The 15,220-nt window shown below is 55.9% G+C and carries 11 protein-coding genes and 1 CRISPR repeat array; of the genes, 6 read left to right on the forward strand and 5 right to left on the reverse strand.

Going from position 1 to position 15,220, the window contains the following annotated elements:
* From hcp to aqpZ, 3 genes are all read right to left on the reverse strand, one after another.
* Entirely contained in the window at window positions 1–1,653 is a 1,653-nt protein-coding gene (hcp, locus tag ACOTY5_RS03360) for a hydroxylamine reductase (RefSeq protein ID WP_017384847.1), read from the reverse strand.
* A gap of 144 nt (window positions 1,654–1,797) precedes the next feature.
* Window positions 1,798–2,697, reverse strand: coding sequence for a lysine exporter LysO family protein (locus tag ACOTY5_RS03365; RefSeq protein ID WP_015570988.1), 900 nt, complete (start codon window positions 2,695–2,697; stop codon window positions 1,798–1,800).
* Window positions 2,698–2,876: 179 nt separating this feature from the next.
* Complete coding sequence (gene aqpZ, locus ACOTY5_RS03370; protein WP_026080729.1) at window positions 2,877–3,572, reverse strand: aquaporin Z; 696 nt, start codon at window positions 3,570–3,572, stop codon at window positions 2,877–2,879.
* Window positions 3,573–3,862: 290 nt separating this feature from the next.
* Between aqpZ and ACOTY5_RS03375 the strand changes: the two genes are divergently transcribed.
* On the forward strand, window positions 3,863–5,521 hold the full coding sequence (locus ACOTY5_RS03375; RefSeq protein ID WP_017693708.1) for an ATP-dependent endonuclease: 1,659 nt from the start codon (window positions 3,863–3,865) through the stop codon (window positions 5,519–5,521).
* On the opposite strand, the gene ACOTY5_RS03380 is transcribed toward ACOTY5_RS03375, so the two are convergent.
* Window positions 5,518–6,474 carry a VirK/YbjX family protein gene (locus ACOTY5_RS03380; RefSeq protein WP_017693707.1) on the reverse strand — a complete coding sequence of 319 codons (957 nt, stop codon included), beginning with the start codon at window positions 6,472–6,474 and terminating at the stop codon, window positions 5,518–5,520. The genes ACOTY5_RS03375 and ACOTY5_RS03380 overlap by 4 nt on opposite strands.
* 159 nt (window positions 6,475–6,633) lie before the next feature.
* Here ACOTY5_RS03380 and macA point away from each other — a divergent pair, with 159 nt between their 5' ends.
* Together macA and macB are read left to right on the forward strand one after the other, a co-directional pair.
* Window positions 6,634–7,749: a macrolide transporter subunit MacA gene (gene macA / locus ACOTY5_RS03385; RefSeq protein WP_017384842.1), complete on the forward strand. Its 1,116-nt coding sequence runs from the start codon at window positions 6,634–6,636 to the stop codon at window positions 7,747–7,749.
* Window positions 7,746–9,686 (forward strand): macrolide ABC transporter ATP-binding protein/permease MacB, encoded by a 1,941-nt coding sequence (gene macB, locus ACOTY5_RS03390; RefSeq protein ID WP_015570984.1) that lies wholly within the window; start codon window positions 7,746–7,748, stop codon window positions 9,684–9,686. The genes macA and macB overlap by 4 nt, the downstream gene beginning before the upstream one ends.
* 70 nt (window positions 9,687–9,756) lie before the next feature.
* Here the strand turns inward: macB and cspD are convergent, their stop codons facing one another.
* A complete protein-coding gene (cspD, locus tag ACOTY5_RS03395) occupies window positions 9,757–9,978 on the reverse strand; it encodes a cold shock-like protein CspD (RefSeq protein ID WP_006809408.1) in 222 nt (73 codons plus the stop codon).
* A 267-nt stretch (window positions 9,979–10,245) separates the two neighbouring features.
* Here cspD and clpS point away from each other — a divergent pair, with 267 nt between their 5' ends.
* From clpS to ACOTY5_RS03410, 3 genes are all read left to right on the forward strand, one after another.
* The gene (gene clpS, locus ACOTY5_RS03400) at window positions 10,246–10,566 is read left to right on the forward strand and encodes an ATP-dependent Clp protease adapter ClpS (protein WP_006174393.1); all 321 of its coding nucleotides are present in this window, start codon (window positions 10,246–10,248) and stop codon (window positions 10,564–10,566) included.
* Window positions 10,567–10,593: 27 nt separating this feature from the next.
* Window positions 10,594–12,873, forward strand: coding sequence for an ATP-dependent Clp protease ATP-binding subunit ClpA (gene clpA / locus ACOTY5_RS03405; protein ID WP_006809407.1), 2,280 nt, complete (start codon window positions 10,594–10,596; stop codon window positions 12,871–12,873).
* A gap of 469 nt (window positions 12,874–13,342) precedes the next feature.
* Window positions 13,343–13,783 carry a hypothetical protein gene (locus tag ACOTY5_RS03410; protein ID WP_045142249.1) on the forward strand — a complete coding sequence of 147 codons (441 nt, stop codon included), beginning with the start codon at window positions 13,343–13,345 and terminating at the stop codon, window positions 13,781–13,783.
* A 177-nt stretch (window positions 13,784–13,960) separates the two neighbouring features.
* Window positions 13,961–15,068: direct repeats of the CRISPR family, unit length 28 nt; unit sequence GTTCACTGCCGTGCAGGCAGCTTAGAAA.
* The last annotated feature ends 152 nt before the right edge of the window (window positions 15,069–15,220 follow it).

Raw genomic sequence — 15,220 nt, forward strand, 5'->3', positions numbered from 1 at the left:
TTACGCGCTCAGCAGTTGCTTCATATCATCTTCAACGTTGGTCACAGAACGCAGACCAAATTTCTCGTTCAGGATGGCCAGCAGGTCCGGCGTCAGGAAGCCTGGCGCGGTCGGCCCGGTGACGATGTTGGTCACGCCGAGAGAGAGCAGGGTCAACAGGATAACGATCGCTTTCTGCTCGAACCAGGAGAGCACCAGCGACAGCGGCAGATCGTTCACGCCGCAGCCCAGTTTCTCTGCCAGCGTGACCGCCAGAATGATGGCTGAATACGCATCGTTACACTGACCCGCATCCACCAGGCGCGGCAGACCTTCGATGTTGCCGAAGTCCAGCTTGTTGAAACGGTACTTACCGCAGGCCAGGGTCAGGATCAGACAGTCTTCCGGTACGCGGGTGGCGAAATCGGTGAAGTAGTTACGTTCCCCGCGCGCGCCGTCACAGCCGCCGATCAGGAAGATGTGACGCAGTTTTTCACGGCTGACGAGGTCAATCAGGGAATCCGCCGCACCCAGCAGGGTTTCACGACCAAAACCGACGGTGATGAGGTGCGGAATTTCGCTGTACGGGAAGCCTGCCATCTGCTGCGCCTGAGCGATAACCGGACCGAAATCGTCGCCTTCAAGGTGGCTCACGCCCGGCCAGCCGACGATGCTGCGGGTCCAGATACGGTCGTCATACGCGCCGACGGTCGGGTCGATGATGCAGTTAGAGGTCATGACGATTGGGCCAGGGAAGCGGGCAAACTCCACCTGCTGGTTCTGCCAGCCGCTGCCGTAGTTACCGATCAGATGCTTAAATTTACGCAGCTCCGGGTAACCGTGCGCGGGCAGCATTTCGCCGTGGGTATAAACGTTAACGCCGGTGCCTTCGGTCTGCTTCAGCAGGTTGTAGAGATCTTTCAGGTCATGACCGGAGATCAGGATGCATTTGCCTTCGGTCGCTTTGACGTTGACCTGCGTTGGCGTTGGGTGGCCGTAGGTGCTGGTTTCACCGGCATCCAGAATGCTCATCACTTTGAAGTTCATCTGGCCGATTTCCATCGAGCATTCCAGCAGGGCGTTCATATCGGAAGGCCAGGTGCCCAGCCAGGCCATGATTTTGTGGTACTGGGCGTAAATAGCGTTGTCGTACTGGCCGAGTACGTGCGCGTGTTCCATATAGGCCGCAGCACCTTTCAGACCGTACAGGCACAGCAGGCGCAGGCCGAGGATGTTTTCGCCAATCGCCGCTTTGTCTTTATTGGGAGTAAATTCTGCGGCCTGACGCTGTAGCTCGCCCAGGTCGTCGCTCACCAGCTGTAGCTCCGCCATCGGGTTGTCCACGCGGGCGCTGGCGTCGGCATTCAGGCACTGCGCTTTCAGGGCTTCACGCAGGGCAATCGCTTCGCGGGCATAGCCCACAATGCGTGGAGAATCGAAGTTAACGTTGGTCAGCGTGGAGAAAAATGCGCGCGGCGCAAAGCTGTCGACATAGTGATCAACAATGCCATATTCACGGGCTTTGAAGGCCCAGGCGGACAAGCCTTGCAGCGCCGCAATCAGCAGATCCTGGAGATCGGACGTTTCTGCGGTTTTGCCGCACATACCCTGCGCGTAAGAGCAGCCGTTGCCTGCTGGGGTACGGATGGTTTGTTCACATTGCACACAAAACATAATCACACCTGTTAAAGTTATATTTGAGATACATGTTTAAGGTTATGCCTGTGCCACAGCAGAGAAAAGTGCTTTCTTATACTAAGTGGAGGGTTATTGATTTAGCGCAATTTTGGCGGCAGGTTCACTACCGCCAAAGCAGTATCAGGCTGAGAAGAACGCCATCAGAATGGGGACCAGCAGGCTCAGAATAAAGCCGTGTACGATGGCGGCAGGGACCATCTCCAGCCCTCCCGAGCGCTGTAATACCGGCAGGGTAAAGTCCATTGAGGTGGCCCCGCACAGGCCCAGCGCGGTAGAGCGGCTGCGGCGTACCAGGCCGGGGATCAGCATGATGGCTATCAGCTCGCGCGCCAGATCGTTAAAGAAGGCGGCGCTGCCGATCACCGGACCAAACGATTCGGTCAGCAGAATACCGGAGAGCGAATACCAGCCGAAACCGGACGCCATCGCCAGGCTGGTTTTCAGCGGCAGATCGAGAATAAAGGCGTTAATCACTCCCCCCGCCAGTGAGCTGGCCACAACGATAACGGCAACCATCATGCCCCGGCGGTTAAGGACAATCTGTTTCAGCGTCATGCCATTATTTCGCAGCTGAATACCAATCAGGAAGAGCAGGAAAATAAGCGTATATTCGCTGGCTTCCGTTGCGTGCTGTAAAAATGCCCAGCCGGTCAGACCCAGTAAAAAACCGAGTACCACCACGCCGCACAGTTTTAATGATTCCAGCGCCATCGCAATACGTGAGGGAAGCTTTTCCTGATGGTGGTGATTTTTCCAGGGAATAGTGCGTTCCAGCCAGAACAGCGCAGCAATATTGCACAGCAGAATAACCACTACCGTAACCGCAGAATAATGCAGGATGGAAAGCAAGTTCGTCGCCAGATTATCCAGGAAGGCCAGGCTGATCCCCATAAAGAACAGAATGACGTAAACAATCCAGCTGAGAAAACGATTAATAAGCTTTAAGGCCGATTCATGACGCAGCGGAATAAGGTAGCCCACAATCAGGGGCAGAAGAATGATGAGGAGTCCTGAGAACATGAACAGCCGGTCCTTTTGAGTATCAGTTAAGCGCCAGAGACACTACCCAATAAAGGCTGTGAGGTAAAGCTACAAAAAAAGCCGGGTGGCGGCTGCGCCTTACCCGGCTTGTCTATTTGGGGTGGTGCGGCCTGATGCCCTCACCCCGGCCCTCTCCCACAGGGAGAGGGGGAAAACCATTAATCGCGTTTTTCCAGCAGGGTGCGATACAGCACGCCGCCCAGAATACCGCCGATAATTGGCATCACCCAGAACAGCCACAGCTGTTCAAGCGCCCAGCCGCCCTGGAAAATAGCCACCGCGGTGCTGCGCGCCGGGTTAACGGAGGTGTTAGTCACCGGAATGGAGATGAGGTGGATCAGCGTCAACGCCAGACCAATAGCGATGGGGGCAAAGCCCGCAGGCGCGTATTTGTCCGTTGCGCCGTGGATCACCAACAGGAAGCCTGCGGTGAGCACAATTTCAATCACGATGGCAGACAGCATCGAGTAGCCGCCTGGAGAGTGTTCGCCGAAGCCGTTCGACGCAAATCCGCTGGCCGCGGCGTCAAACCCGGCTTTTCCGCTGGCAATTACGTACAGCACCGCCGCGGCAATAATACCGCCGATAACCTGGGCAATAATATAGCCAATAATATCTTTCGCCGGGAAACGTCCGCCCGCCCATAAACCTAATGTGACGGCCGGGTTGAAATGACCGCCGGAAATATGCCCCACGGCGAATGCCATGGTTAATACAGTTAAACCGAATGCCAGCGCGACGCCGACAAAGCCAATACCTAATTCCGGAAATGCGGCTGCCAGTACTGCGCTACCGCAGCCACCAAACACCAGCCAGAATGTACCAAAGCATTCTGCCGCTAATTTTCTGAACATAACCACCTCAATAATAAACGTCCGCGCCCATTCCTGCGCGCGGGTTATATCGCCATAAAGGGATGACGACTCAAAGAGCCAGTATTTTGAAACCATCAACATCCCTTCGCCACTCAAATAAATTCACTAAATTTGATTTAAGGCAATGTGATGTCAATCCTTGTTCAGATCGGAGGTAATAAGAGCATAGCCCAATAATTAAGGGGCGTATATTCTGCTGTCGTGACCCACAGCCTGCCGCTATACTGCTGATAACTTGAAGGAAAAAGTGGCCGAATTGCGGGGGATGTATGCTACTCGAACGTGTGGAGATTGTCGGGTTTCGCGGGATTAACCGCCTGTCGCTGCAACTGGAACAGAACAACGTCCTGATAGGCGAAAATGCCTGGGGTAAATCCAGCCTGCTGGATGCCCTGACGCTGCTACTTTCGCCCGAAGAGAACTTGTACCACTTCGTTCATGATGACTTCTGGTTTCCGCCGGGGGATGTCAACGGACGCGAGAAACACCTGCATATCATTCTGACCTTCCGCGAATCCGAGCCCGGTCGCCATCGCGTGCGTCGTTTTCGCCCTATGTCGCCCTGCTGGGTGCCCTGTGAAGATGGTTTCCAGCGTATTTTCTATCGCCTTGAGGGCGAAATGGCGCAAAACGACGGGGTGTTAACCCTGCGTGAATTTCTTGATGAGAAGGGAAATCCGATCCCGCTCGATAATATTGACGAGCTTGCCCGCCATCTTATCCGCCTCTCCCCCGTGCTGCGCTTACGAGACGCGCGCTTTATGCGGCGGATCCGTAACGGCACCGTGCCGAATATGCCCGAGGTGGAGGTGACCGCCCGCGAACTGGATTTCCTCGCCCGTGAACTGGTCTCACGGCCGCAGAACCTCACCGACGGCCAGATCCGTCAGGGACTGTCTGCCATGGTGCAACTGCTGGAGCACTATTTCTCCGAGCAGGGAACGGGGCAGGCGCGCCACCGTCTGATGCGTCGCCGCTCGCACGATGAACAACGAAGCTGGCGCTATCTCGATATTATCAACCGCATGATCGACCGCCCCGGCGGGCGCACGCATCGGGTGATCCTGCTGGGATTATTCTCCACGCTTTTACAGGCGAAAGGGACGGTGCGCCTGGATCGGGACGCGCGCCCGCTGCTGCTGGTGGAAGATCCGGAAACGCGGCTGCACCCGATTATGCTTTCCGTGGCGTGGCATCTTCTTAATTTGCTGCCGTTGCAGCGAGTCACCACCACGAATTCCGGAGAGCTGCTCTCTCTGACGCCGGTGGAGTATGTCTGCCGCCTGGTGCGTGAATCCTCGCGGGTCACCGCCTACCGGCTCGGGCCCGGCGGGTTAAATGCCGAAGATGGCCGACGAATTGCGTTTCATATCCGTTTTAACCGTGCCTCTTCCCTGTTTGCCCGCTGCTGGTTGCTGGTGGAAGGGGAAACGGAAACCTGGGTGATAAACGAGCTGGCTCGCCAGTGCGGACACCACTTTGATGCCGAAGGGATCAAAGTGATCGAATTTGCTCAGTCTGGCTTAAAACCGCTGATCAAATTTGCGCGCCGGATGGGGATAGAGTGGCACGTACTGGTGGATGGCGATGAGGCGGGTAAAAAATATGCGGCGACCGTGCGCAGCCTGCTCAATAACGATCGTGAAGAGGAGCGGGAACATCTGACCGCGCTGCCTGCGATGGACATGGAGCACTTTATGTACCGCCAGGGATTTGACGACGTCTTTCACCGCGTGGCGATGATCCCGGTAGATGTGCCCATGAATATGCGCCGGGTGATTGCCAAAGCTATCCATCGGTCGTCAAAACCGGATTTGGCCATTGAAGTTGCGACGGAAGCGGGCAGGCGAGGCGTGGAGTCGGTGCCCACGCTGCTGCGTAAAATGTTCTCCCGCGTCCTCTGGCTGGCTCGCGGGAGGGCCGATTAACGGGCAGTCGCCTGCGAAACCTGTTGGATCAGGCTATCAAGCAGGGCATAGCGGCGGCGGTATTCGGACCGTTTTTTACTCGCAATCTCTTCCATCGGTTTGCGTGGCATGGTCAGCGGCAGGGCAAAGTTGCCGTTATCCTGCTGCTGTCCGCCAAGGGAGCGCCAGAAGCTGTCATAGTCAGCCAGCAATTTTCCCTCTTTTTTCTTGCGATAGCGCCAGCTGCGGTAGATGTGGGTGGCGTTACTCACCGCGAGGATCTGCTCGACCGGGAAGGCGCCTGCCAGCGTCATGACCGCTTCAACCAGCAGACGTTTTGGGAACAGTCCGTGACAGGCTTTGGTCGCCAGCTGAATGTGCTCGTGCGGGACATGCGCTTTCGCCCCCTGCATTCCGCCGATGAAGAGCGTTGGCTTGCCCTGGTATGTGCACAGCGTAAAGGTCAGCTCGGCCAGCACCGTGTTCTGGTGGTCGCAAAAAGTGAGGGTCGCTTCCCCTTCTTTGTCCAGAAACGCATCCGCGCTCAGGCGAACGCTAAACTGCTGCTCCTCTTTGCCCGTTAACGTCACCAGCGTGATGCCCTGGCTGGAGAGGTAGCCGTTCAGCAGCGACGCCGGAAGATGGCGGCTCATCATCTCATAGTGATCGTTCAGTGCGTCCAGCGTAGTCTGGCGGCCCATATTGACGGTCAGCCACGGCCGGTGCAGGCGGCACGGCAGGCCGGGCTGCACGCGCAGGATCTGCATCAGACGGGGCTGTTTTGCAAGGTTTCCAAGCAGGCGCGCAGTGGTGAACGGCGTTGCCAGCGAGCGCAACATAAACTTACGTCGATAGGCCGGATTTTGCCACGCCAGCCCCGGCGTGAGGGAACCCGATGCCAGGCTTTTAAACAGTTGCCAGCCCGATTTAGGCTGGGGCAGCGTTGAATAAGGTGTATCGACGATGGAAGACATGTTAGATCCTGCTTCTGGTGGAATATCGCTATTTCAGCAGGCGCTTTATCAACATCGGGTAAACAATTCCCGACGATTACGGGGATCGGGGGTTTCGTTGAGGAGTGGTTTAGATAAAATCAACGGTGATGATAGCCAGAACAATTATTTGGAATATTTATGAACCTGAAGGGAAAACGCAGAAAGCTGTTTCTGCTGCTGGCGGTAGTGGTGTTAGCGGGCGGATTCTGGTTATGGAAGGTACTGAACGCGCCGGTACCACAGTATCAAACGCTGATTGTTCGTCCGGGCGAGCTGCAACAAAACGTGCTGGCGACGGGGAAACTGGATGCCCTGCGTAAGGTTGACGTGGGCGCGCAGGTCAGCGGTCAGCTTAAAACCCTGTCAGTTGAGATTGGCGATAAGGTTAAAAAAGGCCAACTGCTTGGGGTGATCGATCCTGAGCAGGCGCAAAACCAGATCCGCGAAGTGGAAGCGACGCTGATGGAGCTGCGCGCGCAGCGCGCGCAGGCTCAGGCGGAGCGTAATCTCGCTCAGGTCACCCTGACGCGCCAGCAGGCGCTGGCGAAAACGCAGGCTATCTCGAAACAGGATCTGGACACCGCCGCCACGGAGCTGGCGGTGAAGCAGGCGCAGATTGGCACCATCGATGCGCAAATCAAACGGAATCAGGCCTCGCTGGATACGGCGAAAACCAACCTCGATTACACGCAAATCGTTGCGCCAATGGCCGGAGAAGTGACGCAGATCACCACCCTGCAAGGCCAGACGGTCATCGCCGCGCAGCAGGCGCCGAACATTCTGACTCTGGCGGATATGAGCACCATGCTGGTGAAAGCCCAGGTATCCGAAGCGGACGTCATTCACCTTAAGCCGGGGCAGAAAGCCTGGTTTACGGTGCTGGGCGATCCGCAAACCCGCTATGAAGGGGTGCTGAAAGATATCCTGCCGACGCCGGAGAAGGTCAACGACGCCATCTTCTACTATGCGCGTTTTGAGGTGCCAAACCCGCAGGGCGTGCTGCGGCTGGACATGACCGCCCAGGTGCATATCCAGCTGACCGGCGTGAAAAACGTGCTGACGGTTCCGCTCTCCGCGCTGGGTGAATCCGCCGGGGACAATCGCTACAAGGTGAAAGTGCTGCGCAACGGCGAAACCCGCGAGCGGGAAGTGGTGATTGGCGCGCGTAACGACACCGATGTGGTGGTGGTAAAAGGGCTGGAAGAGGGTGAGGAAGTGGTCACCAGCGAAACCCTGCCCGGAGCCGCGCAATGACGGCGCTGCTTGAGCTGAATGACATTCGTCGCAGCTATCCGTCCGGCGACGGGCCGGTGGAGGTGCTGAAGGGCATCTCCCTGCGCGTTGAAGCCGGTGAAATGGTGGCGATTGTCGGGGCGTCGGGCTCGGGTAAATCAACGCTGATGAACATTCTTGGCTGTCTGGATAAGCCCACCAGCGGCACCTATCGCGTGGCCGGGACGGATGTTTCCACCCTGGACGGCGACGCGCTGGCGAAGCTGCGTCGCGAGCATTTTGGCTTTATTTTTCAGCGTTACCATCTGCTTTCACACCTGAGCGCGGCGCAGAACGTGGAGGTGCCGGCGGTGTATGCGGGCGTCGAGCGCAAAAAACGCCTTGAACGCGCGAAGGCGCTGTTAACGCGTCTTGGGCTGGCGGAGCGTGTTGATTATCAGCCTTCGCAGCTTTCCGGCGGTCAGCAGCAGCGCGTGAGTATTGCCCGTGCGCTGATGAACGGCGGACAGGTGATCCTCGCTGATGAGCCAACCGGTGCGCTCGACAGCCATTCCGGTGAAGAGGTGATGGCGATCCTGCATCAGCTGCGCGATCAGGGGCATACGGTGATTATTGTCACCCACGATCCGCAGGTGGCAGCGCAGGCGGAACGCATCATTGAGATCCACGACGGCGAGCTGGTCAGCAACCCGCCGCCACGTCAGTCCAGAGCGGCGGCGCCGAAAGAAGCCTTACCTGCGTCCACCGGCTGGGGACAGTTCTCCAGCGGCTTTCGTGAAGCGCTGACCATGGCCTGGCTGGCGATGGCGGCCAACAAAATGCGCACCCTGCTGACCATGCTCGGCATCATTATCGGTATTGCCTCGGTGGTGTCGATTGTGGTGGTGGGCGATGCGGCGAAACAGCTGGTGCTGGCGGATATTCGCGCCATCGGGACTAACACCATCGACGTTTACCCCGGCAAAGATTTTGGCGACGACGAGCCGCAGTATCAGCAGGCGCTGAAATACGACGATCTGGCGGCTATTCAGAAGCAGCCGTGGGTGAACTCCGCCACGCCTGCCGTGTCGCAAAACCTGCGTCTGCGCTACGGCAACATCGACGTGGCGGCCAGCGCTAACGGCGTCAGCGGAGATTACTTCAACGTCTACGGCATGACCTTCAGCGAAGGGGCGACCTTCAACGCGGAACAGCTGGCGGGCAGGGCGCAGGTGGTGGTGTTAGACGCTAACTCGCGCAGACAGCTTTTCCCCAATAAAACCCGCGTGGTGGGGGAAGTGATCCTGGTGGGTAACATGCCCGCCACGGTGATTGGTGTGGCGGAAGAGAAACAGTCCATGTTTGGCAGCAGCAAGATCCTGCGCGTCTGGCTGCCGTACAGCACCATTTCCGGGCGCATTATGGGACAGTCCTGGCTCAACTCCATTACCGTGCGAGTGAAAGAGGGCTACGACAGCGCGCTGGCGGAACAGCAGCTCGAGCGGCTGTTAACGTTGCGCCACGGGAAAAAGGATTTCTTCACCTGGAACATGGACGGCCTCTTGAAAACGGCCGAAAAGACCACACGTACTCTTCAGCTGTTCCTGACGCTGGTGGCGGTGATTTCGCTGGTCGTCGGCGGGATAGGGGTGATGAACATTATGCTGGTGTCGGTGACCGAACGTACGCGCGAGATCGGCATTCGCATGGCGGTCGGGGCCAGAGCCAGCGATGTGCTCCAGCAATTTTTGATTGAAGCGGTGCTGGTGTGTCTGGTGGGAGGCGCGATGGGGATTGCGCTCTCGATGATGATCGCCTTCGCGCTCCAGCTCTTTTTACCGGGGTGGGAGATTGGCTTCTCACCGATGGCGATCCTCACCGCGTTTTTGTGCTCCACCTTTACCGGCATTTTGTTTGGCTGGCTGCCGGCACGAAACGCGGCGCGGCTGGATCCGGTGGATGCGCTGGCGCGGGAATAACCCGAAAATAAAAATGCCAGCCGATCGGGCTGGCATTTTGCCTGCGGGGTGTACACAATGAATCAGAGAGCTATGCAACCGTTTCTGCTTCAACGGGCACGATAAGACTGGCGTGATTGCCTTTTGGCCCCTGGTGTACATCGAACCGGACGGACTGCCCGGCTTTGAGCGTCCTGTAACCATCCATCTGAATGGTGGAATAGTGAGCGAAGATATCCTCGCCGCCGCCTTCGGGGCAAATGAAGCCAAACCCCTTGGCGTTGTTGAACCACTTAACAGTACCCATTTCCATGCTTCGACATCCTTCGTAAATCTTATAAATTAAGATGGAATGAACCGGTGGTGGAGTGGGGGCTGTTCAAAACCTCGCCAACTCACGCTTGTACAATTTAGAGAAACGGAAGAAGCCGTCAAGCGTTTGGCGCTGGAGTTGGGACAATAATCAACCAAAATTTGAGGCAGTTAACGCTATTGCAACAGTTTGTGACAGACATCGCGGATGACAGTAATAGATGATTGTTATCTAACATCTGAGGTAGATTCAAAGTGGTTATGCATAATGGGTAAGACCAACGATTGGCTGGATTTTGACCAGCTGGCGGAAGATAAAGTGCGCGACGCGCTAAAACCGCCATCTATGTATAAAGTTATGTTAATGAACGATGATTACACGCCGATGGAATTTGTTATTGACGTGCTACAAAAGTTCTTTTCTTATGATGTTGAACGTGCAACGCAACTGATGCTTACCGTTCATTATCGTGGCAAAGCGATCTGCGGCATCTTTACTGCCGAGGTTGCGGAAACCAAAGTAGCGATGGTGAACGACTATGCAAGGGAGAACGAGCATCCGTTGCTGTGTACGCTGGAAAAGGCCTGATAAGGCATAAAATTGGGGGAGGTGCCTATGCTCAATCAAGAACTGGAACTCAGTTTAAACATGGCTTTCGCCAGAGCGCGTGAGCACCGACATGAGTTTATGACCGTCGAGCACCTGCTGCTCGCACTGCTTAGCAACCCATCTGCCCGCGAAGCGCTGGAAGCCTGCTCCGTGGATCTGGTGGCGCTACGTCAGGAACTCGAAGCCTTCATCGAACAAACTACACCGGTGCTGCCAGCCAGTGAAGAAGAGCGCGACACGCAGCCGACGCTCAGCTTCCAGCGCGTGTTGCAGCGCGCGGTTTTCCACGTCCAGTCTTCCGGACGTAGCGAAGTGACTGGCGCCAATGTCCTGGTCGCCATCTTCAGCGAGCAGGAGTCCCAGGCGGCCTACCTGCTGCGTAAACACGAAGTCAGCCGGCTCGACGTGGTCAACTTTATCTCTCACGGAACGCGAAAAGACGAGCCTAACCAGGCATCGGATCCCAGCGGACAGATCAACAGCAATGAAGAGCAAGCAGGCGGGGAGGATCGTATGGAAAACTTCACCACCAACCTTAACCAGCTTGCTCGCGTTGGCGGTATCGACCCGCTGATTGGTCGCGACAAAGAGCTGGAGCGTGCCATCCAGGTGCTGTGCCGTCGCCGTAAGAACAACCCGCTGCTGGTGGGGGAATCTGGCGTGGGTAAAACCGCGATTGCCGAAGGGCTGGCCTGGCGCATTGTGCAGGGCGACGTGCCGGAAGTGATTGCCGACTGCACCATCTACTCGCTGGATATTGGCTCGCTGCTGGCGGGCACCAAATACCGCGGTGATTTCGAAAAACGTTTCAAAGCGCTGTTAAAACAGCTGGAGCAGGACACCAACAGCATCCTGTTTATCGATGAGATCCACACCATCATCGGCGCAGGTGCGGCCTCCGGTGGCCAGGTGGATGCCGCTAACCTGATCAAACCGCTGCTCTCCAGCGGCAAGATCCGCGTGATGGGCTCCACGACGTACCAGGAGTTCAGCAACATCTTTGAGAAGGATCGTGCGCTGGCGCGTCGTTTCCAGAAAATCGACGTTACCGAGCCGTCGGTTGACGAAACGGTGCAGATCATCAACGGCCTGAAAACCAAGTACGAAGCACACCACGACGTGCGTTACACCGCGAAAGCGGTCCGTGCGGCGGTGGAACTGGCGGTGAAATACATCAACGATCGTCATCTGCCGGATAAAGCGATCGACGTGATTGATGAGGCGGGTGCGCGTGCACGCCTGATGCCAGCCAGCAAGCGTAAGAAAACTGTGAACGTGGCGGATATCGAGTCCGTGGTGGCCCGCATCGCGCGTATTCCTGAGAAGAGCGTTTCTCAGAGCGACCGTGATACGCTGCGCACCCTCGGCAATCGCCTGAAAATGCTGGTCTTTGGTCAGGATAAAGCCATTGAGGCCTTAACCGAAGCGATCAAGATGGCCCGTGCTGGTCTTGGGCATGACCACAAGCCTGTCGGTTCCTTCCTGTTCGCCGGCCCGACCGGGGTGGGTAAAACCGAGGTGACGGTTCAGCTCTCCAAAGCGCTGGGCATTGAGCTGCTGCGCTTTGATATGTCCGAGTATATGGAGCGTCATACCGTCAGCCGTTTGATTGGTGCGCCTCCGGGATACGTGGGCTTTGACCAGGGCGGCCTGCTTACGGACGCGGTTATCAAGCACCCGCACGCGGTACTGCTGCTCGATGAAATCGAGAAAGCGCACCCGGACGTATTCAACATCCTGTTGCAGGTGATGGACAACGGGACGCTGACCGATAACAACGGGCGCAAGGCCGATTTCCGCAACGTGGTGCTGGTGATGACCACCAACGCCGGGGTGCGGGAAACCGAGCGTAAATCCATCGGCCTGATCCACCAGGATAACAGCACCGATGCGATGGAAGAGATCAAGAAGATCTTCACGCCGGAGTTCCGTAACCGTCTGGACAACATTATCTGGTTCGATCATCTGTCTACCGAGGTGATTCATCAGGTGGTGGACAAGTTCATCGTCGAGTTGCAGGTTCAGCTGGATCAGAAAGGCGTGTCGCTGGAAGTGAGCCAGGAGGCCCGCAACTGGCTGGCTGAGAAAGGCTACGACCGTGCGATGGGCGCCCGTCCGATGGCGCGCGTGATTCAGGACAACCTGAAGAAACCGCTGGCAAACGAGCTGCTGTTTGGCTCGCTGGTGGACGGCGGCCAGGTAACGGTGGGGCTGGATCAGGCGAAGAACGAACTGACGTACGATTTCCAGAGTGCGGCGAAGCACAAGCCGGAAGCGGCTCACTGAGTTGAACGTTAGGCTAAAAAACCGGGCAAATGCCCGGTTTTTTTATGCGTGCCTTGCTCCCTCTCCCTGAGGGCTGAGAGTTCCCCACAAAATAATGCCTGCACAGACGGCCCCCTCTCCCTTGAGGGAGAGGGCTGGGGTGAGGGCATCAGGCCGCAATGAAATTTTGCGAGGCGCTTTCCAGTTTCTTTCGAGGCTTATTGCTGGATAAATTCACAGGCATAAAATGGCGGCGCACCTGCAAAATCAGGTGTCGGGATTGGCGTCCTGAAAGTGTGTAACCAGCAGTATTGCTGTAGGCTTCGTTCGCCCTAAGGAAAAGGGTATAATTCTGCATCTGGCGGGCGAATCGGAAGCTTCTTTTGAAGCGCCAGGTGCACACACTGGTACGCCAATTCCTTTTCGTCCGCCGCCAGCGAATCTGGCGTTTCCTGCGGTGGTAAATTCATGTGTGTGAAGGAATTACCCAATGAATACAGAAATCAATTACTCCCAGTTCTATAGCGAACTATCTCTCAACCCCGATCTCCCAACTCTCGTCGAGCGCTGTAATCTGCTCACGGAAATCCTGCTGGACTGCAATTCGCTCCCGCAAACGCAGCCCGTTTGCCGTTGTCTTGGTGCTTATCTGGACGTAGTCAAAACTGAACTCGCAGAATCAATGTGTGATTTCCGGGTAGTTGAATTTGACGACGAGGCGGAACGGCCGAAGGAAAAAGAGTGGCTTCTGGAGGATACCGAAACCAAATGCGATTACTGCCGGGCATTAAACCACGCGCTGCTGGTGTCGTATTTTGACCGCGAGATGCTGCCCCATCTGACAGGATTGCTGCATGACATTACATATTCGATGGCGGCAGATGTGGCTGCACCTGAATGTGGAAAGCCTGTAATTCATATCATTAATTAAGTTTAGTGTCGTGCGTCGGGGGAGGGGTTCCGGCGCGGTATGGCGAAACCCTTTTTTCGAGCGGTTCTTTAAGTTATTGATTTTTATTGTGCGAATAAAGGCCGCAGAAAAAAGGGTTTGAGGTAGATATGTTGATTATTTTCTTTTCGAACAATAAGATGGCGAAGATTTCTTCCAGTTCACTGCCGTGCAGGCAGCTTAGAAAGTGTTAACTCGCGATGGTGGTGGCCATGTTGGGTTCACTGCCGTGCAGGCAGCTTAGAAATCCATCTCGATGTAGACAAGGGTTTTCCCGTCGTTCACTGCCGTGCAGGCAGCTTAGAAAAGAGATTGTTGACGACATCAGGATGATGGGGTGTTCACTGCCGTGCAGGCAGCTTAGAAAAATCAGCAGCTGATCCATACAAGGGTTCTTTTGTTCACTGCCGTGCAGGCAGCTTAGAAAGTGCGTCTCGGTCGATGCAAAGTACGTCCCGGGTTCACTGCCGTGCAGGCAGCTTAGAAAACAGAGTCAGAGACCAGGCCGCCACCGAACCCGTTCACTGCCGTGCAGGCAGCTTAGAAAAGCAGGTAGACGACGCGCGCCACAGACTGTGTGTTCACTGCCGTGCAGGCAGCTTAGAAACTTCCCGCGTCGGTCACGCAATCGGACATGACGTTCACTGCCGTGCAGGCAGCTTAGAAAGCGATATCGACGTAGCTGAAAAAGAGACAAAAGTTCACTGCCGTGCAGGCAGCTTAGAAAAGTTCAAGGCTGGCATCTTTGAGCAGTATTACGTTCACTGCCGTGCAGGCAGCTTAGAAAGTGGAGTTCGCCCGTTTCTGGGTCGAAGACCAGTTCACTGCCGTGCAGGCAGCTTAGAAAGCATTTTGAGGCCCATCGTTTTGATGGTCTTCGTTCACTGCCGTGCAGGCAGCTTAGAAAATCGCATCCTTGACGGGCTTCGCCAGCGCAAGGTTCACTGCCGTGCAGGCAGCTTAGAAATTTGAAGCCGGTATAAGTATCTGCACCAAATGGTTCACTGCCGTGCAGGCAGCTTAGAAACATAACGACACCTTTCAAAATCGTTAATTAACGTTCACTGCCGTGCAGGCAGCTTAGAAATGATTGAGCATTAACAGGGGCAGACTGTAGACGTTCACTGCCGTGCAGGCAGCTTAGAAACTGACGGGTCCCGATTTTGCGCTGGGCGTGAAGTTCACTGCCGTGCAGGCAGCTTAGAAACTGCTCTTCGCGAAGACCAGTTAAAACATAACGTTCACTGCCGTGCAGGCAGCTTAGAAAGTAGACCCCGCGATGAATATTCCATACTTAGAGTTCACTGCCGTGCAGGCATCATACCCCCCAAATATTCACTCCAGCTATTTTAAAACCCATAATCATCACCACAATCCTCTTTGTATTTTAAATAAAATCAATACTCATTCACCCCACAA

This window comes from Enterobacter cloacae complex sp. SHL018 (genome assembly GCF_049237905.1).
In the GTDB taxonomy this organism is placed as follows: domain Bacteria; phylum Pseudomonadota; class Gammaproteobacteria; order Enterobacterales; family Enterobacteriaceae; genus Enterobacter; species Enterobacter hormaechei_C.